At 73.9% G+C, this 24,033-nt stretch carries 4 protein-coding genes (1 of these 4 cut by a window edge); all 4 read left to right on the forward strand.

The annotated features are described in order from the left end of the window. Tightly spaced (each overlapping or abutting the next), the 4 genes in view from H9L41_RS03505 to H9L41_RS24335 form a layout consistent with a single transcriptional unit that may run on beyond the window. Positions 1 to 9,711 (forward strand): non-ribosomal peptide synthetase, encoded by a 9,711-nt coding sequence (locus H9L41_RS03505; protein WP_187523674.1) that lies wholly within the window; start codon positions 1 to 3, stop codon positions 9,709 to 9,711. Beyond that, positions 9,708 to 10,517 (forward strand): condensation domain-containing protein, encoded by an 810-nt coding sequence (locus tag H9L41_RS25475; protein ID WP_308419583.1) that lies wholly within the window; start codon positions 9,708 to 9,710, stop codon positions 10,515 to 10,517. Before H9L41_RS03505 ends, H9L41_RS25475 begins: the two co-directional genes overlap by 4 nt. Continuing rightward, positions 10,439 to 22,750: a non-ribosomal peptide synthetase gene (locus tag H9L41_RS03510; RefSeq protein ID WP_308419651.1), complete on the forward strand. Its 12,312-nt coding sequence runs from the start codon at positions 10,439 to 10,441 to the stop codon at positions 22,748 to 22,750. The genes H9L41_RS25475 and H9L41_RS03510 overlap by 79 nt, the downstream gene beginning before the upstream one ends. Continuing rightward, positions 22,747 to 24,033: the 5' portion of a non-ribosomal peptide synthetase gene (locus tag H9L41_RS24335; protein ID WP_308419584.1), read on the forward strand. The gene runs 7,500 nt beyond the window's last position; 1,287 of the gene's 8,787 nt are visible here — the first part of the coding sequence; it begins with the start codon at positions 22,747 to 22,749; its stop codon lies off the right edge, out of view. Before H9L41_RS03510 ends, H9L41_RS24335 begins: the two co-directional genes overlap by 4 nt.

The following is a 24,033-nucleotide window of genomic DNA, read 5'->3' on the forward strand; positions in this document are numbered from 1 at the left end:
GTGTCCTTCGCAAGCCCCGTTCCGCAAGACCCCGCCGCCGCGACGGCGGCGGAAAGCCTGGCGCTGGCCAGCGTCCAGCAGGTGATCTGGCTCGACCAGGTCCTCGCGCCATCCCTGCCGAGCTACAACGTCGGCGTCGCGCTGCGCATCGACGGCGAATTCGACGCCGGGCGCCTGCTGCTCGCGATCGAGGCGACCGCGGCCGCCCACGATGCATTGCGCCTGGTGCTGCGCCGCGAGGCCGGCCTGCCGGTGCAGGCGGTGCTGCCGCAGGTCGAGGTGACCTTGCCGCTCGACGATTTCAGCGGCCGGCCCGACGCCGAGGCGCAGGCGCGCGCCTGCCTCGCGCGCGCGTTCGCCACCCCGTTCGCACTGTACGACGCGCCGCCGTGGTCGATGCGGCTGGTGCGCGTCGACGCCGGGCGCTGCTACTGGCTGCAGTGCTACCACCACCTGGTGCTCGACGGCATCGGCGTGGCGCTGGTCAACCATGCCGTGCTCGACGCCTATGCGCGGCAGGGCCGCGGCGAGCCGGCCCATACCGGGCCGGCGCCGTCCTACCTCGAATTCCTGGCCGACGACGCGGCCTACCTGGCCTCGCCGCGCTACCGGCGCGATGCCGAATTCTGGGCGGCCCGCTATGCGCAACTGCCGCCGCCGCTGCTGGCGGCTCCGGCCGACGGCGAGGCGGCGCGCGCCGCCGGCAGCGGCCAGTTGTTCCTCGAACTGGCGCGCGCCGACTACGACGCGCTGACCGCCTGCGCCGAGGCGGCCGGCTGCACCGCGCCGCACTTCGTGCTGGCGCTGCTGGCGGCCGGCTTCGCGCGGGCCGGCCGGCTCGACCAGGTGGTGATCGGCGTGCCGGTGCACAACCGCGGCACCGCGCGGCAGAAGCGTACGGTCGGCATGTTCTCGTCGATCATCCCGCTCGGCATCGCGGTCGACCTGCGCCAGTCGTTCGCCGCGCTGATGCAGGGCGTCGCCGCCGAGCTGCGCCGCTGCTACCGCCACCAGCGCTTCCCGGTGGCCGAGATCAACCGCGGCCTGCAACTGGCGCGGCACGGCCGCAAGCAGCTGTTCGACGTCAGCCTGGCGCTCGAGGGCTTCGCCGGCGACGTCTACCTCGACGGCCGCCGGCTCGAGGTCGACAAGATGCACCACGGCTTCGAGCAGACGCCGCTGGCGGTCTGCGTGCGCGACTATCACCGCGGCCATGGCGTGACGGTCGAATTCAACTACAACCGCGCGGCGTTCGAACGCGAGGCGGTCGAGGGCATCCGCCGGCGTTTCGACGCGATGCTGCGGGCGGTGCTGGCCGGCGGCGCCGAGCAGGCGGTCGAGGCGCTGCCGTGGCTCGATGCGCACGAGCGCGCGCTGCTGGCGCAGTGGAACGCCACCGCGCGGCCCTATCCGGCCGGTCTCGGCGTGCACCGGCTGTTCGAGGCGCAGGCGCGCCGCACCCCGGCCGCGATCGCGCTGGAGGCGGACGGCGCGCAGCTCGACTACGCCGGCCTGAATGCGCGCGCCAACCGGCTGGCGCGGCGGCTGGCCGCGCTCGGCGTGGCGGCCGACCGGCCGGTGGCGGTCTGCGCCGAACGCGGCACGGCGATGGTCGAAGCGCTGCTGGCGACGCTGAAGTCCGGCGGCTGCTACCTGCCGCTGGACCCGGAACTGCCGGCCGAACGGCTGGCCGAGCTGCTGCGCGACAGTGCGCCGGCGGCGCTGCTGGTCGATGCGGCCGGCGCCGCGGCGTTGGCCGGCGTGGACTTGGGCGCCGTGCCCCGGCTGCATCTGCTGGTGGATGCCGCGCAATGGTCGGCGCTGGCGGCCGACGACCTGGACCTGCCGTTCGACGACGGCCAACTGGCCTACGTGATCTACACCTCGGGCTCGACCGGCAAGCCCAAGGGCGTGATGAACGCCCATCGCGGCGTGGTGAACCGGCTGCTGTGGATGCAGGAGGCCTACGGTCTCGGCGAGCACGACGTGGTGCTGCAGAAGACGCCGTTCAACTTCGACGTCTCGGTGTGGGAATTCTTCTGGCCGCTGCTGGCCGGCGCCCGGCTGGTGCTGGCGCGGCCCGGCGGCCACAAGGACCCGGCCTACCTGGCCGGGCTGATCGAGGCGGCCGGGGTGACCACGCTGCACTTCGTGCCGTCGATGCTGCAGGCTTTCCTGGCCGGCGACGCGGCCGACCGGTGCCGCAGCGTCGCGCGCATCTTCTGCAGCGGCGAAGCGCTGCCGGCCGCGCTGGCGCGGCAATGCCTGGCGCGGCTGCCGTGGGCCGAGCTGCACAATCTGTACGGCCCGACCGAGGCGGCGGTCGACGTGACGGCCTGGCCTTGCCGGCCGGACGACGCGCGCGCGACGGTGCCGATCGGCCGGCCGATCGCCAACACGCGCATCCACATCCTCGACGAGCGGCTGCAGCCGGTACCGATCGGGGTGGCCGGCGAATTGCACATCGGCGGCGTGCAGGTGGCGCGCGGCTACCTGAACCGGCCGGAGCTGACGGCGGAGCGCTTCATCGACGATCCGTTCGGCGCGGTCGGCGATCGCTTGTACAAGACCGGCGACCTGGCGCGCTGGAACGCCGACGGCACGATCGAGTACTTGGGCCGCAACGACTTCCAGGTGAAGATCCGCGGCCTGCGCATCGAGCTGGGCGAGATCGAGGCGGCGCTGGCTGAAATCGACGGCGTGCGCGAGGCCGTGGTGCTGGCACGGGAGGATGCCGGCACACCGGGCGATCTGCGCCTGGTCGCCTACTGCACCGGTGAGGTGGTCGAGGCTGAGGTACTTCGTCAGCAGTTGGCGCAACGATTGCCGGCCTATATGGTGCCGGCCGCCTATGTGCGGCTGGAGTCATTCCCCCTCACTCCAAACGGCAAGCTCGACCGCAAGGCACTGCCGGCGCCCGACGGCGCCGCCTATGCCCAACGCGAATATGAAGCGCCGCAGGGCGAGGCCGAAACCACGTTGGCGACCCTGTGGGCCGAGCTGCTCGAACGCGAGCGCATCGGCCGCCACGACAACTTCTTCGAACTCGGCGGCCACTCGCTGCTGGCGGTCGGCCTGATCGAACGCCTGCATCGGCACGGCTGGCAGGCCGACGTCGGCGCCGTGTTCGGCGCGCCCACGCTGGCCCGGCTGGCGGCCGCGCTGACGCCGGCCGCGTCGCAGCAGGCCTTGCCGCCGTGCGCGGTCCCGGCCGGCGCCACGCGCATCACGCCGGCGATGTTGAACCTGGTCGCGCTCGACCAGGCCGCGATCGACGCGGCGGTGGCCGGCGTCGACGGCGGCGCCGCCAACGTGCAGGACCTCTACCCGCTGGTGCCGCTGCAGCAGGGCATCCTGTTCCACCACCGGCTGGCAGCCGACGGCGACGCCTATCTGCTGACGGCCCTGCTCGGCTTCCGCGACCGCGCGCGGCTCGAGCGCTTCGTGGCGGCATTGCAGCAGGTGATCGACCGCCACGACGTGCTGCGCACCGCCTTCGCCTGGCAGGGCCTGACCGAGCCGCTGCAGGTGGTGTGGCGGCGGGCGGCGCTGCCGGTCGATTTCCACCGGTTCGAGCCGGCCGCCACCTCGGTGCGCGAGCAGCTGGAAGCCTGCTTCGATGCTCGCCGCCATCGCCTCGACGTGCGCCGCGCCCCGCTGCTGCGCGGCGACGCGGCGCACGATGCCGCAGCCGGCCGCTGGCTGCTGCGGCTGGCCTTCCACCACCTGGTGGTCGACCACGCCACGCTGGAACGCCTGCTCGCCGAAGCGCGCGCGATCGAGCGCGGCGAGGCGGCGCAGCTGCCGGCGCCGGTGCCGTTCCGCAACTTCGTGGCGCAGGCGCGGCTCGGCGTGAGCGAGGCCGAGCACGAAGCGTTCTTTCGCCGGATGCTCGGCGACGTCGAGGCGCCGACCGCGCCGTTCGGCCGGCTCGCCGCGCACGGCGACGGCGCGGGCCTGGCCGAGGTGCAGCGGCTGCTACCGCCCGAACTGGCGCAGGCCCTGCGGCAGCAGGCGCGGCGGCTCGGCGTCGGCGCGGCCGGCCTGCTGCACCTGGCCTGGGCGCGGGTGCTGGCGCGGCTGGCCGGCCAGCGCACGGTGGTGTTCGGCACCGTGCTGTTCGGCCGCATGCACGGCGGCGCCGAGGCCGACCGTGCGCTCGGCCTGTTCATCAACACCTTGCCGCTGCGCTTCGATGTCGACGGCCGCAGCGTCGAGCAGGCGGCGCGCGACATGCAGGCGCTGCTGGTGCAGCTGCTGCGCCACGAGCACGCGCCGCTGGCGCTGGCCCAGCGCTGCAGCGCGCTGCCGGCGCAGACGCCCCTGTTCAGCGCGCTGCTCAACTACCGCTACAGCGCGGCCGACCCGGCCCAGGCGCTCGGCGAAGGCATCGACTACCTCGGCGGCGAGGAACGCAGCAGCTACCCGGTCAGCCTCGACATCGACGATCTCGGCCAGGATTTCCGGCTGACCGCGCAGGTGGGCACGGCGGACGAGGCTCGGCGGCTGTGCGATTTCATGGAGACGGCGGTGGCGTCGCTGGTAGCGGCCCTGGAACGCGATCCCGTCCAGCCGCTGCATGCGCTCGATACGCTGCCGGCTACCGAACGCGCGCAACTGGACCGCTGGGCCGGCCATGCGGCCGAGCTGCCGCGCGAGGCCTGCCTGCACGAACTGTTCGAAGCGCAGGCGCGCCGCGCGCCGGAGGCGATCGCCCTGCTGCACGGCGAGCGGCAACTGAGCTACGCCGAACTCGACGCCCGGGCCGAACGGCTGGCGCAGCGGCTGCGCCAATTCGGCGTGGCGCCCGATGCGCGGGTGGCGCTGCATGCGCGGCGCAGCCCGGAGCTGGTGGTGGCGCTGCTGGCGATCCTCAAGGCCGGCGGCGCCTACGTGCCGCTGGACCCGGACTACCCGGCCGAGCGGCTGGCGCAGATGCTGGCCGACAGCGGGCCGGTGGCGCTGCTGTACCAGGGCGGCTTGCCGGACGAGCTGGCGCGGGCGCTGGACCCGGCGTTGCCTAAGTTGGATCTGGACCAGCCTGATTTCGGTGACACCGATCCGGTCTCTGCCAAGGCAGCCGAACGACCTGTCGCGCACGCCGGCAACCTCGCCTACGTGATCTACACCTCGGGCTCGACCGGCGTGCCCAAGGGCGTGATGGTCGAGCATCGCAGCGTGGTGAACCAGGTGACGGCATTGGCTGCGCGGCTGGGCCTCGAAGCAGGCCAGCGCATGCTGCAGTTCGCCTCGCCATCGTTCGACGCCTCGGTCGAGGAGGTCTTCGCCACGCTGGCCAGCGGCGCGACGCTGGTGCTGCGCAGCGATGCCTGGCTGGCCGACGCGGCGACGTTCTGGGACCTGTGCGCGGCGCAGCGCATCGCGGTGGTCGACCTGCCGACGCAGTTCTGGACCCAGCTGGCGCTGGCGCGCCGGCCGATCCCGACCTGCGTGCGCTGGGCCATCATCGGCGGCGAGGCGGTCGGCGAGGCGGCGCTGCGGGCGTGGTTCGACGGCCCCGGTTCGCGGCCGCGCTTGCTCAATACCTACGGCCCGACCGAGGCGACCGTCAGCGCCACCGCGCTGGAAGTGGCCGGCGTGGGCGACTGGCGCAGCATCGGCCGGCCGAGCGCCAAGGTCGTGGTCCGCATCCTCGATGCGCTCGGCCAGTTGGTGCCGGTCGGCGTCGCAGGCGAGCTGCATATCGGCGGCGTGCAACTGGCGCGCGGCTACCTGAACCGGCCGGAGCTGACGGCCGAGCGCTTCGTCGACGATCCGTTCGGCGAACCGGGCGAGCGGCTGTACAAGACCGGCGACCTGGCGCGCTGGAAGGCCGACGGCACGATCGACTACCTCGGCCGCAACGACTTCCAGGTGAAGATCCGCGGCTTCCGCATCGAGCTGGGCGAGATCGAGGCCAGGCTGGCCGAGGTGGACGGCGTGCGCGAGGCCGTGGTGCTGGCCCGCGAAGAAGCGCCGGGTGCGGCTGCGTCGAGCGATGTACGGCTGGTGGCCTATTACCTGGGCGAGGCGGTCGAGGCCGAGCAACTGCGCCGGCAATTGGCGCAGCGCCTGCCGGCCTACATGGTGCCGGCCGCCTACGTTTGGCTCGACGCTTTCCCGCTGACGCCGAACGGCAAGCTCGACCGCAAGGTACTGCCGGCGCCCGACGGCGCCGCCTATGCCCAACGCGAATATGAAGCGCCGCAAGGCGAGACCGAAACCACGCTGGCCGCACTGTGGGCCGAGCTGCTCAAGCTCGACCGCGTCGGCCGCCACGACAACTTCTTCGAACTCGGCGGCCATTCGCTGCTGGCCGTCAGCCTGATCGAGCGGCTGCGCCAGGCCGGCCTGCACAGCGACGTGCGCGGCCTGTTCGCCGCGTCGACGCTGGCCGAACTGGCGACCCGGCTCGGCCGCGACAGCCAGGCGGTCGCCGTGCCGCCGAACCTGATCGAACCGGGCGCCGAACGCATCACGCCGGCCATGCTGCCGCTGGTGCAACTGAGCCAGGCCGAGATCGACGTGGTGGTGGCCGGCGTCGACGGCGGCACCGCCAACGTGCAGGACATCTACCCGCTGGCGCCGCTGCAGGAGGGCATCCTGTTCCACCACCTGTCGGCGCGCGAAGGCGACCCCTACCTCGTCTACAGCCTGCTCGGCTTCAAGGATCGCGCGCGGCTGGACGGATTCCTCGCCGCGCTGCGGCAGGTGATCGCGCGGCACGACATCCTGCGCACCGGCATCGTCTGGCAGGGCTTGCCGCAGCCGGTGCAGGTGGTGTGGCGGCAGGTGGAACTGCCGCTCGAACACCTCGTGCTCGACCCGGCCGACGGCGAGATCGCCGACCAACTGGCCGCGCGCAACGACCCGCGCCGGCAGCGGCTCGACGTCGGCCGCGCGCCGCTGCTGCGCTGCCAGGTCGCCGAGGACGCCGCCCACGGCCGCTGGCTGCTCGGCGTGCTGTCGCACCACCTGGCCGGCGACCATGCCTCGCTGCGGCTGCTGCTGGCCGAGGCCGATGCGCTCGAACGCGAACCGGCGGCCGTCCTGCCGCCGCCGGTGCCGTTCCGCGACTTCGTCGCCCAGGCACGGCTCGGCGTCGGCGCGGCCGAGCACGAAGCCTTCTTCGGCCGGCTGCTCGGCGACATCGATGCGCCGACGCTGCCGTTCGGCCTCGCCGCCGAGGCCGAGCCGGCCGGCGGCGAAGCGCGCCTGCCGCTGCCGGCCGAGCTGGTCCGGGCCATGCGGGCCCAGGCGCGCCGGCTCGGCGTCGGCATGGCCAGCCTGCTGCACCTGGCCTGGGCGCTGGTGCTGGCGCGGGCCGCCGACCGCCGCGCGGTGGTGTTCGGCACCGTGCTGTTCGGCCGCATGCATGGCGGCGCCGGTGCCGAGCGGGCGCTCGGGCTGTTCATCAATACGCTGCCGCTGCGCTTCGACGTCGACGGCCGCCCGGTCGAGCAGGCGGTGCGCGACATGCAGGCGCTGCTGGCCGAACTGCTGCGCCACGAGCACGCCTCGCTGGCGCTGGCCCAGCGCTGCAGCGCGCTGCCGGCGCAGGCGCCGCTGTTCGCCGCGCTGCTCAACTACCGCCAGGGCGAAGCCGCGCCGGAGGCCGGCATCGAACTGCTGGCCGGGCGCGCGCGCGCCGGCTACCCGCTGACGCTGTCGGTCGACGACCTCGGCGACGCGATCGAGCTGACCGTGCAGGCCGCCGCGCCGCTGGCGCCGCAGCGCGTCGGCGGCTTCGTGCAGGCGGCGCTGGCCGCCTTGCTGCAGGCGCTGCGGCAGGCGCCGGCCGGCCCGCTCGATGCGATCGACGTGCTGCCGGCCGCCGAGCGGCAGGCGCTGCAGGCCGACTGGGACGCTACCGCCATGCCGGCCGCGGCCCGGCCCGTGCACCGGCTGTTCGAGGCCCAGGCGGCGCGCACGCCCGATGCGCCGGCGATCGACGACGGCGAACGCTGCCTGAGCTATGCCGAGCTGAACGCCCGCGCCAACCGGCTGGCCCGCCGGTTGCGCGCCCACGGCGTCGGGCCGGAGCGGCTGGCGGCGCTGGCGGTCGACCGCAGCATCGAGATGATGGTGGGCCTGCTGGCGATCCTGAAGGCCGGCGGCGCCTACCTGCCGCTGGACCCGGCCTATCCGCCCGAGCGGCTGGCCCGCATGCTCGACCAGGCCGGCCCGGTCTGCCTGCTGGCGCCCGAGGCGCTGGCCGCGCGACTGCCGGCCACCGGCCTGCCGCGGCTGGATGCCGCCGTCGTGCCGGACGAGGCCGACGGCAACCTCGACGGCGCCGACGACGCGGCCGCGCTGGCCTATGTGATCTACACCTCGGGCTCGACCGGCGTGCCCAAGGGCGTGATGGTCGAGCACCGCCAGCTGGCCAACCTGTGGACGGCGCTCGAAGCGGCGATCTACCGCCGCCATCCGGCCTGCCGCCGCGTCGGCGTCAATGCCCCGCTGGCCTTCGATTCCGCCGTCAAGCAATGGCTGCAGCTGCTGTCGGGCCGCACGCTGGTGCTGGTGCCGGCCGAGGTGCGGCTCGACGGCGCGGCGCTGCGCGATTTCGCCGCGGAGCAGCGCATCGATGCGCTCGACTGCACGCCGTCGCAGCTCGGCCTCCTGCTCGACGCCGGCCTGGGCCGCGCGGCAGGCGCGCCGGCGGTGCTGCTGGCCGGCGGCGAGCCGATCGGCCCGGCGCTGTGGCAGCGGCTGGCCGGGCTGCCGGCCACCGCCAGCTACAACGTCTACGGCCCGACCGAATGCACGGTCGACAGCACGGCGGCGCGCGTAGCGGCCGACGAGCCGCCGCACATCGGCCGCGCCGTCGCCAACGCCCGCGTCTACCTGCTCGACGCGCAGCGGCGGCCGGTGCCGGTCGGCACGGCCGGCGAGATCCACATCGGCGGCGCCGGCGTGGCGCGCGGCTACCTCGGCCAGCCGGCGCTGACGGCCGAGCGCTTCCTGGCCGATCCCTTCGGCCCGCCCGGCGCGCGCATGTACCGCACCGGCGACCTGGCGCGCCGGCTGCCCGGCGGCGCGCTCGAATACCTCGGCCGCAACGATTTCCAGCTGAAGATCCGCGGCTTCCGCATCGAGCCCGGCGAGATCGAGGCGCGGCTGGCCGAGGTGGCCGGCGTGCGCGAGGTGGCGGTGCTGGCACGCGAGGATGCGGTGCCGGGCGACCTGCGGCTGGTGGCCTACTTCACCGGCGCGGCTACGGCCGAGGCGCTGCGCCGCCATGCCGCCGGCCAGTTGCCGCCGTACATGGCGCCGGCCGCCTACGTGCGGCTCGACGCCTTCCCGCTGACCCCCAACGGCAAGCTCGACCGCCGGGCGCTGCCGGCTCCCGACGGCGCCGCCTATGCCCGGCGCGACCACGCGGCGCCGCAGGGCGAAACCGAAACTGCGCTGGCCGCGCTGTGGGCCGAGCTGCTCGGGCTCGACCGGGTCGGCCGCCACGACAACTTCTTCGAACTGGGCGGCCATTCGCTGCTGGCGGTGAGCCTGATCGCGCGCATGCGCCAGGCCGGGCTGCCGGCCGACGTGCAGGCCCTGTTCACCGCGCCGACGCTGGCCGAGCTGGCCGCGCGGATCGAACCCGCAGCCCTGGCCGGCGCCGCGCACCGCCTGGTGGACGTGCCGCCGAACCTGATCCCGTACGGCGCCGAGACGCCGCTGAACGACCTCGAGGAATTCCGACTGTGAACGTTGAAACGCTGTTGAACCGGCTCCAGGAGCGCGGTGTCCGCCTGCATGCCGAGGCGGACGAACTGGTGGTGCGCGCGCCGCGCGGCGCGATCGATGCCGAACTGGCCGCGCAGTTGCGCGAGCACAAGGCGGCCGTACTGGCGGCGGTCCGCGCCGCCGCGGCGCAGCCGGCCCGCATCACGCCGGCCATGCTGACACTGGTGACGCTGACCGAGGCCGAGATCGACGCGATCGTGGCCGGCGTCGACGGCGGCGCCGCCAACGTGCAGGACATCTACCCGCTGGCGCCCTTGCAGGAGGGCATCCTGTTCCATCACCTGCTGGCGCGGCAGGGCGATGCCTACCTGCAGTCCAACCTGCTCGGCTTCCGCGACCGCGCGCGGCTCGAGCGCTTCGTGGCGGCGCTGCAGCAGGTGGTCGACCGCCACGACATCCTGCGCACCGGCTTCGCCTGGCAGGGCCTGGCGCAACCGGTGCAGGTGGTGCGGCGGCGCGCCGCGCTGCCGGTCGAGTGGCTCGACGCCGAGCCGGCCGGCGATGCCGCGGTCTGGCTGCAGGAGCGCTACCACCCGCGCCGGCTGCGGATCGGGATCGACGCGCCGCCGCTGCTGCGCTGCCAGGCGCTGCACGATGCGGCCGGCGGCCGCTGGCTGCTGCACATCCTGGCCACCACCTGGTCAGCGACCACGCCACGCTCGAACGGGTACTCGCCGAAGCACGCGCGATCGAGCGCGGCGAGGCGGCGCAATTGCCGGCGCCGGTGCCGTTCCGCAACTTCGTGGCGCAGGCGCGGCTCGGCGTGAGCGAGGCCGAGCACGAAGCGTTTTTCCGCCGGATGCTCGGCGACGTCGAGGCGCCGACCGCGCCGTTCGGCCGGCTCGCCGCGCACGGCGACGGCGCGGGCCTGGCCGAGGTGCAGCGGCTGCTGCCGCCCGAGCTGGCGCAGGCCCTGCGGCAGCAGGCGCGGCGGCTCGGCGTCGGCGCGGCCGGCCTGCTGCACCTGGCCTGGGCGCGGGTGCTGGCGCGGCTGGCCGGCCAGCGCACGGTGGTGTTCGGCACCGTGCTGTTCGGCCGCATGCACGGCGGCGCCGAGGCCGACCGTGCGCTCGGCCTGTTCATCAACACCTTGCCGCTGCGCTTCGACGTCGACGGCCGCAGCGTCGAGCAGGCGGCACGCGACATGCAGGCGCTGCTGGTGCAGCTGCTGCGCCACGAGCACGCGCCGCTGGCGCTGGCCCAGCGCTGCAGCGCGCTGCCGGCGCAGACGCCCCTGTTCAGCGCGCTGCTCAACTATCGCTACAGCGCGGCCGACCCGGCCCAGGCGCTCGGCGAAGGCATCGACTACCTCGGCGGCGAGGAACGCAGCAGCTACCCGGTCAGCCTCGACATCGACGATCTCGGCCAGGATTTCCGGCTGACCGCGCAGGTGGGGACGGCGGACGAGGCTCGGCGGCTGTGCGATTTCATGGAGACGGCGGTGGCGTCGCTGGTCGACGCTCTGGAACGCGATCCCGTCCAGCCGCTGTATGCGCTCGATACGCTGCCGGCTACCGAACGCGCGCAACTGGACCGCTGGGCCGGCCATACGGCCGGGCTGCCGCGCGAGTCCTGCCTGCACGAACTGTTCGAAGCGCAGGCGCGCCGCGCGCCGGAGGCGATCGCCCTGCTGCACGGCGAGCGGCGACTGAGCTATGCCGAACTCGACGCCCGGGCCGAACGGCTGGCGCAGCGGCTGCGCCAATTCGGCGTGGCGCCCGATGCGCGGGTGGCGCTGCATGCGCGGCGCAGCCCGGAACTGGTGGTGGCGCTGCTGGCGATCCTCAAGGCCGGCGGCGCCTACGTGCCGCTGGACCCGGACTATCCGGCCGAGCGGCTGGCGCAGATGCTGGCCGATAGCGGGCCGGTGGCGCTGCTGTACCAGGGCGGCTTGCCGGACGAACTGGCGCGGGCGCTGGACCCGGCGTTGCCTAAGTTGGATCTGGACCAGCCTGATTTCGGTGCCACCGATCCGGTCCCTGCCGAGGCGGACGCGCTGCCTCGGCTCGTTACGGCAGCCGAACGACCTGTCGCGCACGCCGGCGACCTCGCCTACGTGATCTACACCTCGGGTTCGACCGGCGTGCCCAAGGGCGTGATGGTCGAGCATCGCAGCGTGGTGAACCAGGTGACGGCATTGGCGCAGCGGCTGGGTCTGGAACCGGGCCAGCGCATGCTGCAGTTCGCCTCGCTGTCGTTCGATGCCTCGGTCGAGGAGGTCTTCGCCACGCTGGCCTGCGGCGCGACGCTGGTGCTGCGCAGCGATGCCTGGCTGGCCGACGCGGCGACGTTCTGGGACCTGTGCGCGGCACAGCGCATCGCGGTGGTCGACTTGCCGACACAGTTCTGGACCCAGCTGGCGCTGGCGCGCCGGCCGATCCCGGCCTGTGTGCGCTGGATCATCATCGGCGGCGAGGCGGTCGGCGAGGCGGCGCTGCGGGCGTGGTTCGACGGTCCCGGTTCGCGGCCGCGCTTGCTCAATACCTACGGCCCGACCGAGGCGACCGTCAGCGCCACCGCACTGGAAGTGGCCGGGGCGGACGACTGGCGCAGCATCGGCCGGCCGAGCGCCAACGTCGTGGTCCGCATCCTCGATGCGCTCGGCCAACTGGTGCCGGTCGGCGTCGCCGGCGAGCTGCATATCGGCGGCGTGCAACTGGCGCGCGGCTACCTGAACCGGCCGGAGCTGACGGCTGAACGCTTCATCGACGATCCGTTCGGCGCACCGGGCGAGCGGCTGTACAAGACCGGCGACCTGGCGCGCTGGAAGGCCGACGGCACGATCGACTACCTCGGCCGCAACGACTTCCAGGTGAAGATCCGCGGCTTCCGCATCGAGCTGGGCGAGATCGAGGCGCGGCTGGCCGAGGTGGACGGCGTGCGCGAGGCCGTGGTGCTGGCCCGCGAAGAAGCGCCGGGTGCGGCTGCGTCGAGCGATGTACGGCTGGTGGCCTATTACCTGGGCGAGGCCATCGAGGCCGAGCAACTGCGCCGGCAATTGGCGCAGCGCCTGCCGGCCTACATGGTGCCGGCTGCCTATGTGCGGCTCGAAGCGTTCCCGCTGACGCCGAACGGCAAGCTCGACCGCAAGGCGCTGCCGGCGCCCGACGGCACGGCCTACGCCCAGCGCGAATACGAGGCGCCGCAGGGTGAGGCGGAGACGACGCTGGCCGCGCTGTGGGCCGAGCTGCTGAAGCTCGACCGCGTCGGCCGCCACGACCATTTCTTCGAACTCGGCGGGCATTCGCTATTGGCCGTGCAACTGCTGTCGCGCGTGCGCAAGGCGTTCGGCGCCGAGGTGGCGCTGGCCGAGCTGTTCGCCCGGCCGGTGCTGAGCGAGCTGGCCGCCCATCTCACCGGCGCGGCGCCCGCGTTGGAAGAGGCGATCGCACCGGCCGACCGCAGCGCGCCGCTGCCGCTGTCGCTGGCGCAGCAGCGGCTGTGGTTCCTTGCCCGGATGGACGAGGCCGGCACGGCCTATCACCTTGGCGGCGCGGTGCGGCTCGACGGCGAGCTCGACGTCGCGGCCTTGCAGCATGCGCTGCAGGCCATCGTCGACCGTCACGAGGCGCTGCGCACCTGCTTCCCGCTGGTCGACGGCCAGCCGGAGCAGCGCGTGCTCGGCCGCTTCGAACTGGCGATCGAACAGGCGGATCTGCGCGGTGGCGACGAAGCCGGATCGCGTCGCGAACTGGCCGGCCATTTCGCGCGGCCGTTCGCGCTGGAGCGGACGCCGCCCTTGCGCGTGCTGCTGTTGCAGGTGGCCGACCAATCCTGGCTGCTGCAGGTGGTGATGCACCACATCGTCTCGGATGGCTGGTCGGTCGGCCTGTTCCTGAACGAGCTGAGCCGCCTGTACGCGGCCGCGCTGGCTGGCGAGTCCAACCCCTTGCCGCCGCTGGCGATCCAGTACCCCGACTACGCGGCCTGGCAACGCGGCTGGCTGGCCGGCGGCCGCTTCGAACGCCAGCAGGCGTTCTGGCGCGACACATTGGCCGGCGCACCGACGTTGCTGGAACTGCCGTCCTACCGGCCGCGGCCTGCCCGGCAGGATCATGCCGGCGCGAGCCTCGACCTGCGGCTCGATGCCGCGCTGAGCCGCGGCCTCAAGGCGCTGAGCCAGCGCCACGGCACCACGCTCTACACGACGCTGCTGGCGAGCTGGGCCGCCGTGCTGGGCCGCCTGGCCGGCCAGGACGAAGTCGTGATCGGCAGCCCGGTCGCGGGTAGAAACCGCGCCGAGATCGAACCCTTGATCGGCTTCTTCGTGAACACGCTGGCGCTGCGCATCGACCTGGCCGGCGAACCGACCGTGGCCGAGCTGCTGCAGCGGACCCAGGCGCAAGTCCTTGCCGCCCAGCAGCATCAGGACCTGCCGTTCGACCAGGTGGTCGAGGCCGTGCAGCCGTTGCGCAGCCTGTCCCATACGCCGCTGTTCCAGACGATGCTGGCCTGGCAGAACACGCCGGCCGGCGAGCTGGCGATGCCGGGACTGACGCTGACCGAGCTGGACACTGCGCAGACCACCGCCCAGTTCGACCTGACCTTGTCGCTGCAGGAATCGGGCGACGGCATCGCCGGCACGTTGAACTACGCGACCGCGCTGTTCGACGCCGGCACGGTGCAGCGCTACCTCGGCCACTGGATCACGTTGTTGACGGCGATGGTGGCTGACCCGACGCAGGCGGTCGACCGGTTGCCCTTGCTGGATGCGGCACAGCGGCGGCAACTGCTGCTGGACTGGAACGACACGACGGTCGGCGAAGCGACGACCGCAGCGGTAGCCGACCGCTATCCGGCCGAAGCCTGCCTGCACCAGCTGTTCGAAGCCCAGGCCGCCCGCACGCCCGATGCGATCGCGGTGACCTTCGGCGCGCAGCGACTGGGCTACGCCGAATTGAACGCACGCGCCAACCAGCTGGCCCATCACCTGCGCGCGCAGGGTCTCGGCCCCGACCGGCTGGCCGCCATCTGCGTCGAACGCGGGCTGGAGATGGTGGTGGCGATCCTGGCCGTGCTGAAGGCCGGCGGCGCCTACGTACCGCTCGACCCGGCCTATGCCTCGGACCGGCTGGCGGCGACGCTGGCCGATAGCCGGCCGGTGCTGGCCCTGGTCGACGAGGTCGGCCGTGCGGCGCTCGGCGCGGATGTCGATCTGCCATTGATCGACCTACGGGACGACGATCGCTGGGCCGACGCGTCGATCGAGAACCTTGCTGACATCGGCGTGAAGCCCCAGCACCTGGCCTACGTGATCTACACCTCGGGCTCGACCGGCGTGCCGAAGGGCGTGATGGTCGAGCATCGCAACGTGGTGCGGCTGTTCGGCGCCACCGACGCCTGGTTCGGCTTCGGCGCCGACGACGTCTGGACGCTGTTCCACTCGTTCGGCTTCGACTTCTCGGTATGGGAAATCTGGGGCGCATTGCTGTACGGCGGCCGCCTGGTGGTGGTGCCGCTGGCGACGGCGCGCGCGCCGGCCGAGTTCTACCAGCTGCTGTGCGACGAGGGCGTGACGGTGCTGAATCAGACGCCGAGCGCCTTCCAGCAGCTGATCGCTGCGCAGGGCGAGGGGGGATCGGCGCACCGGCTGCGTACCGTGGTGTTCGGCGGCGAAGCGCTGGAGCTGCGCACGCTGCGGCCGTGGTACGCCCGGCCCCTCAATCGCGCGACCCAACTGGTCAATATGTACGGCATCACCGAGACCACGGTGCACGTGACTTATTGCCCGCTGCAGCCGGCCGACGTCGAACGGCCCGGTCCGAGCCCGATCGGCGTGCGGATTCCCGACCTGCGGCTCTACGTGCTGGACGGCCAGCGCCAGCCAGTGCCGATCGGCGTGGCCGGCGAGTTGTACGTCGGCGGCGCCGGCGTCGCACGCGGCTACCTGAACCGGCCGGAGCTGACGGCCGAACGCTTCGTCGACAACCCGTTCGGCGCGGCCGGCGATCGCCTGTACAAGACCGGCGACCTCGCGCGCTGGCGTACCGACGGCACGATCGAATACCTGGGCCGCAACGACTTCCAGGTGAAGATCCGCGGCTTCCGCATCGAGCTGGGCGAGATCGAGGCCAGGCTGGCCGCGCTCGACGGCGTGCGCGAAGTGGTGGTGCTGGCACGCGAGGACGTGCCGGGCGACAAGCGCCTGGTGGCCTACTACCTCGGCGGCGAGGCAGCCGATGCCGAGACCCTGCGCCGCCACGCGGTGCAGCAATTGCCGGCCTATATGGTGCCGGCCGCCTATGTGCGGCTGGAGTCCTTCCCGCTGACGCCGAACGGCAAGCTCGACCGCAAGGCGCTGCCGGCGCCCGACGGTACGGCCTACGCCCAGCGCGAATACGAGGCGCCGGAAGGCGAGACCGAAACCACGCTGGCCGCATTGTGGGCCGAGCTGCTCAAGCTCGACCGCGTCGGCCGCCACGACAATTTCTTCGAACTCGGCGGCCACTCGCTGCTGGCTGTCAGCCTGATCGAGCGGCTGCGCCAGGCCGGCCTGCACGGCGACGTGCGCAGCCTGTTCGCCGCGCCGACGCTGGCCGAGCTGGCGACCCGGCTCGGCCGCGACAGCCAGGCGGTCGCCGTGCCGCCGAACCTGATCGAACCGGGCGCCGACCGCATCACGCCGGCCATGCTGCCGCTGGTGCAACTGAGCCAGGCCGAGATCGACGCGGTGGTGGCCGGCGTCGACGGCGGCGCCGCCAACGTGCAGGACATCTACCCGCTGGCGCCCTTGCAGGAGGGCATCCTGTTCCATCACCTGTCGGCGCGCGAAGGCGACCCCTACCTCGTCTACAGCCTGCTCGGCTTCAAGGACCGCGCGCGGCTGGACGGCTTCCTCGCCGCGCTGCGGCAGGTGATCGCACGGCACGACATCCTGCGCACCGGCATCGCCTGGCAGGGCCTGCCGCAGCCGGTGCAGGTGGTGTGGCGGCAGGTGGAACTGCCGCTCGAACACCTGGTGCTCGACCCGGCCGACGGCGAGATCGCCGACCAACTGGCCGCGCGCAACGACCCGCGCCGGCAGCGGCTCGACGTCGGCCGCGCGCCGCTGCTGCGCTGCCAGGTCGCCGAGGACGCCGCCCACGGCCGCTGGCTGCTCGGCGTGCTGTCGCACCACCTGATCGACGACAACACCACGGTGCGGCTGCTGGCCGCCGAGGCCCGCGCGATCGAACAGGGCAGGGCGGCGCAGCTGCCGCCGCCGGTGCCCTTCCGCAACTACGTGGCGCAGGCGGCATCCGGCCTGGGCCGGCACGAGCACGAGCTGTTCTTCGCCCGCCTGCTCGGCGACATCGATGCGCCGACCGCGCCGTTCGGCCTAGGCGACGCCCACCGCGACGGCCGCGACATCGCCGAGCTGCGCCGGCCGCTGGCGTCCGGGCTGGCGCAGGCGCTGCGCGGCCAGGCCCGCCGGCTCGGCGTCAGCGCGGCCAGCCTGTTCCACCTCGCCTGGGCGCTGGTGGTGGCGCGCGCCAGCGGCCGCCGCGCGGCGGTGTTCGGCACCGTGCTGCTCGGCCGCATGCAGGGCGGCGCCGAGGCCGACCGCGCGCTCGGGCTGTTCATCAATACGCTGCCGCTGCGCCTGGACGTGGACGACCGGCCGGTCGAGCAGGCGGTGCGCGATGTGCAGGCGCTGCTGGCCGAGCTGATGCGGCACGAGCATGCCTCGCTGGCGCTGGCCCAGCGCTGCAGCGCGCTGCCGGCGCAGGCGCCGCTGTTCACCGCGCTGCTCAACTACCGCCACGGCGAGGAGGCGCCGGCGCTCGACGGCGGCATCGAGCAACTGGCCGGCAGCGAACGCAGCAACTACCCGCTGACGCTGTCGGTCGACGACTTCGGCCGCGATTTCGCGCTGACCGTGCAGGCCGCCGCGCCGCTGGCGCCGCAGCGCGTGCACGACTTCATGGCGGCCGCGCTGGCCGCGCTGCTCGATGCGCTGCAGCAGGCGCCGGGCCGGCCGCTGGCCGCGCTCGACGTGCTGCCGCCGGCCGAGCGCGCGCTGCTGCTCGACGGCTGGAACGACACCGCGGCCGACTACCCGCGCGAGGCCTGCCTGCACCGGCTGGTCGAGGCCCGGGCTGCGCGCGCGCCCGACGCCGTCGCGCTGGAGCAGGGCGGCCGGCGCATCGCCTACGCCGAGCTCGACGCCGAGGCCGGCCGGCTGGCGCGCCACCTGCGCCGGCTCGGCGTGGGGCCGGACGTGCCGGTGGCGGTCTGCCTCGACCGCAGCCCCGAGCTGGTGATCGCCCTGCTGGCCGTATTGAAGGCCGGCGGCGCCTACCTGCCGCTGGACCCGGCCTACCCGGCCGAACGGCTCGACCAGTTGCTGCACGACGCCGCGCCGCGCGCGCTGCTGACCCACGCCCTGCTCGGCGCGGCGCTGGCGGCGCAGCTGTGCATCGGCGCGGCGCGGCTCGACGCAGCCTGCCCGGTGATCGACCTGCAGGCCGACGCCGGCCGCTGGCAGGACGAGCCGGCCGGACCGCTGCCCGACGACGGGCTGCGGCCGCGCCACCTGGCCTGCGTGATCTACACCTCGGGCTCGACCGGCGTGCCCAAGGGCGTGATGGTCGAGCACCGCGGCCTGGTCAATCTGGTCGCCTGGCACGGCCGCGCCTTCGGCCTCGGCCCGGACAGCCGCTGCAGCAGCACGGCCGGGCTCGGCTTCGACGCCAGCGGCTGGGAGATCTGGCCGGTGCTGTGCCATGGCGGCCGCCTGCTGCTGCCGCCGCCGGCCGCGCACGATCCGCAGGCGCTGCTGGACTGGTGGCGGGCGCAGCCGCTCGACGTCGGCTTCCTGGTCACGCCGCTGGCCGAGTTCGCCTGCGCCAGCGGCCGGGCCAATCCGCGGGCGCACACGCTGCTGATCGGCGGCGACCGCCTGCGGCGTTGGCCCGACGGCCTGCCGGCCGGCCAGGCGCTGGTCAACAACTACGGACCGACCGAGGCCACGGTGGTGGCCACCTCGGGCCGGCTGCAGCCCGGCGGGCCGGTGCACATCGGCCGGCCGATCGCCAACACCCGCATCTACCTGCTCGACGCGGCCATGCGGCCGGTGCCGGTCGGGGTGGCCGGCGAGCTGTACATCGGCGGCGACGGTCTGGCGCGCGGCTACCTGAACCGGCCGGCGCTGACCGCCGAGCGCTTCGTCGACGATCCGTTCCGGCCCGGCGAGCGGCTGTACCGCAGCGGCGACCTGGCGCGCTGGCTGCCGGACGGGACGATCGAATACCTGGGCCGCGACGACTTCCAGGTGAAGATCCGCGGCTTCCGCATCGAACTGGGCGAGATCGAGGCGGCGCTGGCCGCGGTCGACGGCGTGCGCGAGGCGGCGGTGCTGGCGCGCGGCGCGGCGGCGGGCGGCGGTATGCCGGACGACCTGCAGCTGGTGGCCTACTACAGCGGCGCGGCGCTGGCGGCCGAGACGCTGCGCCAGGCGCTGGCGCGGCGGCTGCCGGCCCATATGCTGCCGGCCGCCTACGTGCGGCTCGAGGCCTTCCCGCTGACGCCGAACGGCAAGCTCGACCGCCAGGCGCTGCCGGCGCCCGACGCCGCCGCCTATGCCCAGCGCGAATACGAAGCGCCGCAGGGCGAGACCGAAACCAGGCTGGCCGCGCTGTGGGCCGAGCTGCTGAAGCTCGACCGCATCGGCCGCCACGACGATTTCTTCGCGCTCGGCGGCCACTCGCTGCTGGCGGTGCAATTGCTGTCGCGCCTGCGCACCGCCTTCGCGGTCGAGCTGCCGCTGGCCGAGCTGTTCGCCCGGCCGGTGCTGAGCGAGCTGGCCGTCCGGCTCGCCGCCGCGGCGCCGGCGCCGATGGAGCCGATCGCGCCGGCCGACCGCAGCGCCCCGCTGCCGCTGTCGCTGGCCCAGCAGCGGCTGTGGTTCCTCAGCCGGCTCGACGACGGCGGCGCGGCCTACCACCTGAGCGGCGCGGTGCGGCTGCGCGGCGTGCTCGAGCGCGATGCGCTGGCGCGCGCGCTGCAGGGCGTGGTCGAGCGCCACGAGGCGCTGCGCACCTGCTTCCCGCTGGTCGACGGCCGGCCGGTGCAGCAGGTGCTGGCCGGCGCCTGCCTGGCGATCGAGTGGGACGACCTGCGCGGCCGGCCCGAGGCCGAGGCGCAGCGGCGGTTGGCCGGCCATGCGGCCGCGCCGTTCGCGCTGGCCGAGGCGATGCCGCTGCGCGTGCTGCTGCTGCAGCTGGACGAGCGCGAGCACCTGCTGCAGGTGGTGATGCACCACATCGCCGCCGACGGCTGGTCGGTCGGACTGTTCCTGGACGAGCTGAGCCGGCTCTACGCCGCCGCGCTGGCCGGCGAGCCGGACCCGCTGCCGCCGCTGGCGATCCAGTACGCCGACTACGCGGCCTGGCAGCGCGGCTGGCTGGCCGGCGGCCGCTTCGAACGTCAGCAGGCGTTCTGGCGCGACACCCTGAAAGATGCGCCGACGCTGCTGGAGCTGCCGTCCGACCGGCCGCGCCCGGCCCGGCAGGACCACACCGGCGCCAGCCTCGACGTGCGGCTCGACGCCGCGCTGAGCCGCAGCCTCAAGGCGCTGGGCCGCCGCCACGGCAGCACGCTGTACATGACGCTGCTGGCGAGCTGGGCCGCGGTGCTGGGCCGCCTGGCCGGCCAGGACGAAGTCGTGATCGGCAGCCCGGTCGCCGGCCGCAACCGCGCCGAGGTCGAGCCGCTGATCGGCTTCTTCGTCAACACGCTGGCGCTGCGCATCGACCTCGGCGGCGAGCCGACGGTGGCCGAGCTGCTGCAACGAACCCGGGAACAGGTGCTGGCCGCCCAGCAGCACCAGGACCTGCCGTTCGACCAGGTGGTCGAGGCGGTGCAGCCGCCGCGCAGCCTGGCCCACACGCCCTTGTTCCAGGTGATGCTCGACTGGCACAACACCCCGCGCGGCCGGCTCGAGCTGCCGGGCCTGGCGGTGGCCGAGGTCGAGGCCGAGCTGCCGACCGCCCAGTTCGACCTGATGCTGTCGCTGCGCGAGGACGGCGAGACGATCGCCGGCGCGCTGAACTACGCCACCGCGCTGTTCGACGCCGCCACCGCCGCGCGCTACCTGCGCCACTGGACCGTGCTGCTGGCCGCGATGGCGGCCGACGACGGCCGGACCGTGTCGCGCCTGCCGCTGCTCGACGCCGCCCAGCGCCGCCAGCTGCTGGTCGACTGGAACGACACCGCCCGCGCGCTGCCGCTCGAGCGCTGCGTGCACGAGCTGTTCGAAGCGCAGGCGGCGCGCACGCCCGCTGCGATCGCGATCGACGACGGCGAGCGCCGGCTGAGCTATGCCGAGCTGAACCGCCAGGCCAACCGGCTGGCCCACCACCTGCGCGCGCTCGGCGTGCTGCCCGACGCCCGGGTGGCGCTGTGCGCCGAGCGCGGCGCGCCGATGCTGGTCGGCCTGCTGGCCATCTTCAAGGCCGGCGGCGCCTACGTGCCGCTCGATCCCGACTACCCCGGCGAACGCATCGCCTACATGCTGCGCGACAGCACGCCGGTGGCGGCGCTGTGTTCGAGCGCCGCCCGGCCGGCCTTGCAGCGCTGGCTCGAACGGCCGCTGCCGGTGCTGGACCTGGAGGCCGACGCGGCGCAATGGCAGCGCCAGCCCGAGCACGACCCGAGCCCGCGCGCGGTCGGCCTGAACGCGCGCCACCTGGCCTACGTGATCTACACCTCCGGCTCCACCGGCCGGCCCAAGGGCGTGATGATCGAGCACCGCGGCCTGGTCAACTACACGCTGGCGGCGATCGACTGGTTCGGCCTCGGCCCGGGCGAGCGGGTACTGCAGCAGAACTCGCTGAACTTCGACCTTTCGATCGAGGAGAGCCTGCCGGCGCTGCTGTCCGGCGCCACGCTGCTGCCGAGCGCCGAGCTGTTCGGCCTGGTGCGCGGCCAGGACCGGCCGGGCCCGGCGCCGACCATGGTGCACCTGACCGCGGCGCACTGGCACAGCCTGGTCGGCGAGTGGAGCCGGCCGGGCGCCGATACCGGCCAGCTCGACGGCGTGCGGCTGGTCAACGTGACCGGCGACGCGCTGTCGCCGCACAAGCTGCAGCAGTGGGATGCGCTGCGGCCGGCCGCGACCGGCCTGATCAACACCTACGGCCCGACCGAGATCACCGTCTCGTGCAGCGCCGCCTACGTCCGCCACGACCCGGCCGCCAGCCGCGTCAGCATCGGCCGGCCGTTCGCCAACACCCGCATGTACCTGCTCGACGCGCACGGCGAGCCGGTGCCGGTCGGCGTCGCCGGCGAGCTCCACATCGCCGGCGAGGGCGTGGCGCGCGGCTACCTCAACCTGCCCGAGCTGACCGACGCGCGCTTCCTGGCCGACCCGTTCGTGCCTGGTGCGCGCATGTACCGCACCGGCGACCTGGCGCGCTGGCGGCCCGACGGCGAGGTCGAGTTCATCGGCCGCAACGACTTCCAGGTGAAGGTGCGCGGCTTCCGCATCGAGCTGGGCGAGGTCGAGGCCCGGCTGGCGCGCGCCGACGGCGTGGAGGAGGTGGTGGTGCTGGCGCGCGAGGACGCGCCCGGCGACAAGCGCCTGGTCGCCTACTACACCGGCGCGCAGGCGCCCTCGGCCGAGGCGCTGCGCCAGCACGCGCTGCAGGGCCTGCCGCAGTACATGGTGCCGGCGGCCTGGGTGCGGCTCGCCGCGCTGCCGCTGACCCCCAACGGCAAGCTCGACCGCCAGGCGCTGCCGGCGCCCGACGGCGCGGCGCTGGCCAAGCCGGCCTACGCGGCGCCCGAGGGCGAGACCGAGGCCGCGTTGGCGCGCATCTGGGCCGAGCTGCTCGGCGTCGAGCGCGTTGGCCGCCACGACAACTTCTTCGAACTGGGCGGCCATTCGCTGCTGGCGGTGAGCCTGGTCGAGCGCATGCGGCGCGAAGACCTGCAAGCCGACGTGACGCTGCTGTTCACGGCGCCCACCCTGGCCGAACTCGCGGCCGGAACCCGCAAACTGAAGGAAATCCTGCTGTGACCGCTATTCCCGCGACCGTTACCGAACTGCTGGCCCGGCTGGAGGCGCGCGGCGTGGCGCTGGCCCTCAAGGGCGACAAGCTCGCCGTCAGCGGCGACGAGGCCGCGCTGGCCGATGCCGCCCTGATCGCCGAGCTGCGCGCCAACAAGGCGGCCCTGGTCGAACTGCTGCGGCAGGGCGGCGCCGGCCGCGCCGCGCCGCCGCGGCTGATCGCGCCCGGCACCCAGCGCATCACGCCCGAGCTGCTGAACCTGGTGAAGCTGGAGCAGGCCGAGATCGACGCGATCGTGGCCGGCGTCGACGGCGGCGCCGCCAACGTACAGGACATCTACCCGCTGGCGCCGCTGCAGGAGGGCATGCTGTTCCACCACCTGCTCGACCCGGCCGGCGATGTCTACGCCGAGTCCTACCTGCTGGGCTTCGCCGCGCGGCCGCGGCTGGACCGCTTCCTGGCGGCGCTGCAGCAGGTGGTCGACCGCCACGACATCCTGCGCACCGGCATCGTCTGGGACGGCTTGCCGCAGCCGGTGCAGGTGGTGCGGCGGCACGCCGCGCTGCCGGTCGAATTCGTCGCGCTCGACCCGGCCGGCGGCGACGCGGCCGAGCAATTGCAGGCGCGCTACCACCCGCTGCGCTACCGGCTGGACCTGGCCCGGGCGCCGCTGCTGCGCTGCCACGCGGCGCAGGACCCGGCCAGCGGCCGCTGGCTGCTCAGCGTGCTGGTCCACCACCTGGCGATCGACCATACCGCGCTGCAACTGCTGATCGAGGAGGCGCAGGCGATCGAGCAGGGCCGGCTGGCGCAGCTGCCGGCGCCGGTGCCGTTCCGCGACTTCGTCGCCCAGGCCCGGCTCGGGCCCGGCCAGGCGGCGCACGAGGCCTTCTTCCGGCAGATGCTCGGTGACGTCGACGCGCCGACGGCGCCGTTCGGCCTGCTCGACGTGCAGGGCGACGGCAGCGCCGTCGCCGAGGCACAGCGCCGGCTCGACCCGGCGCTGGCGCGCGCGCTGCGGCAGGGTGCACGCGCGCACGGCATGGGGCCGGCCAGCCTGGTGCACCTCGCCTGGGCGCTGGTGCTGGCACGCGCCAGCGGCCGCCGCGCGGTGGTGTTCGGCACCGTGCTGTTCGGCCGCATGCAGGGCGGCGCCGAGGCCGACCGTGCGCTCGGCCTGCTGATGAACACGCTGCCGCTGCGCATCGACGTCGACGCACTCGGCGTGGCGGAACGGCTGCTCCGGACCCATGCGCAACTGGCGCAACTGCTGCGCCACGAGCATGCGCCG

This window comes from Chitinimonas koreensis (assembly GCF_014353015.1).
Lineage (GTDB): Bacteria > Pseudomonadota > Gammaproteobacteria > Burkholderiales > Chitinimonadaceae > Chitinimonas > Chitinimonas koreensis.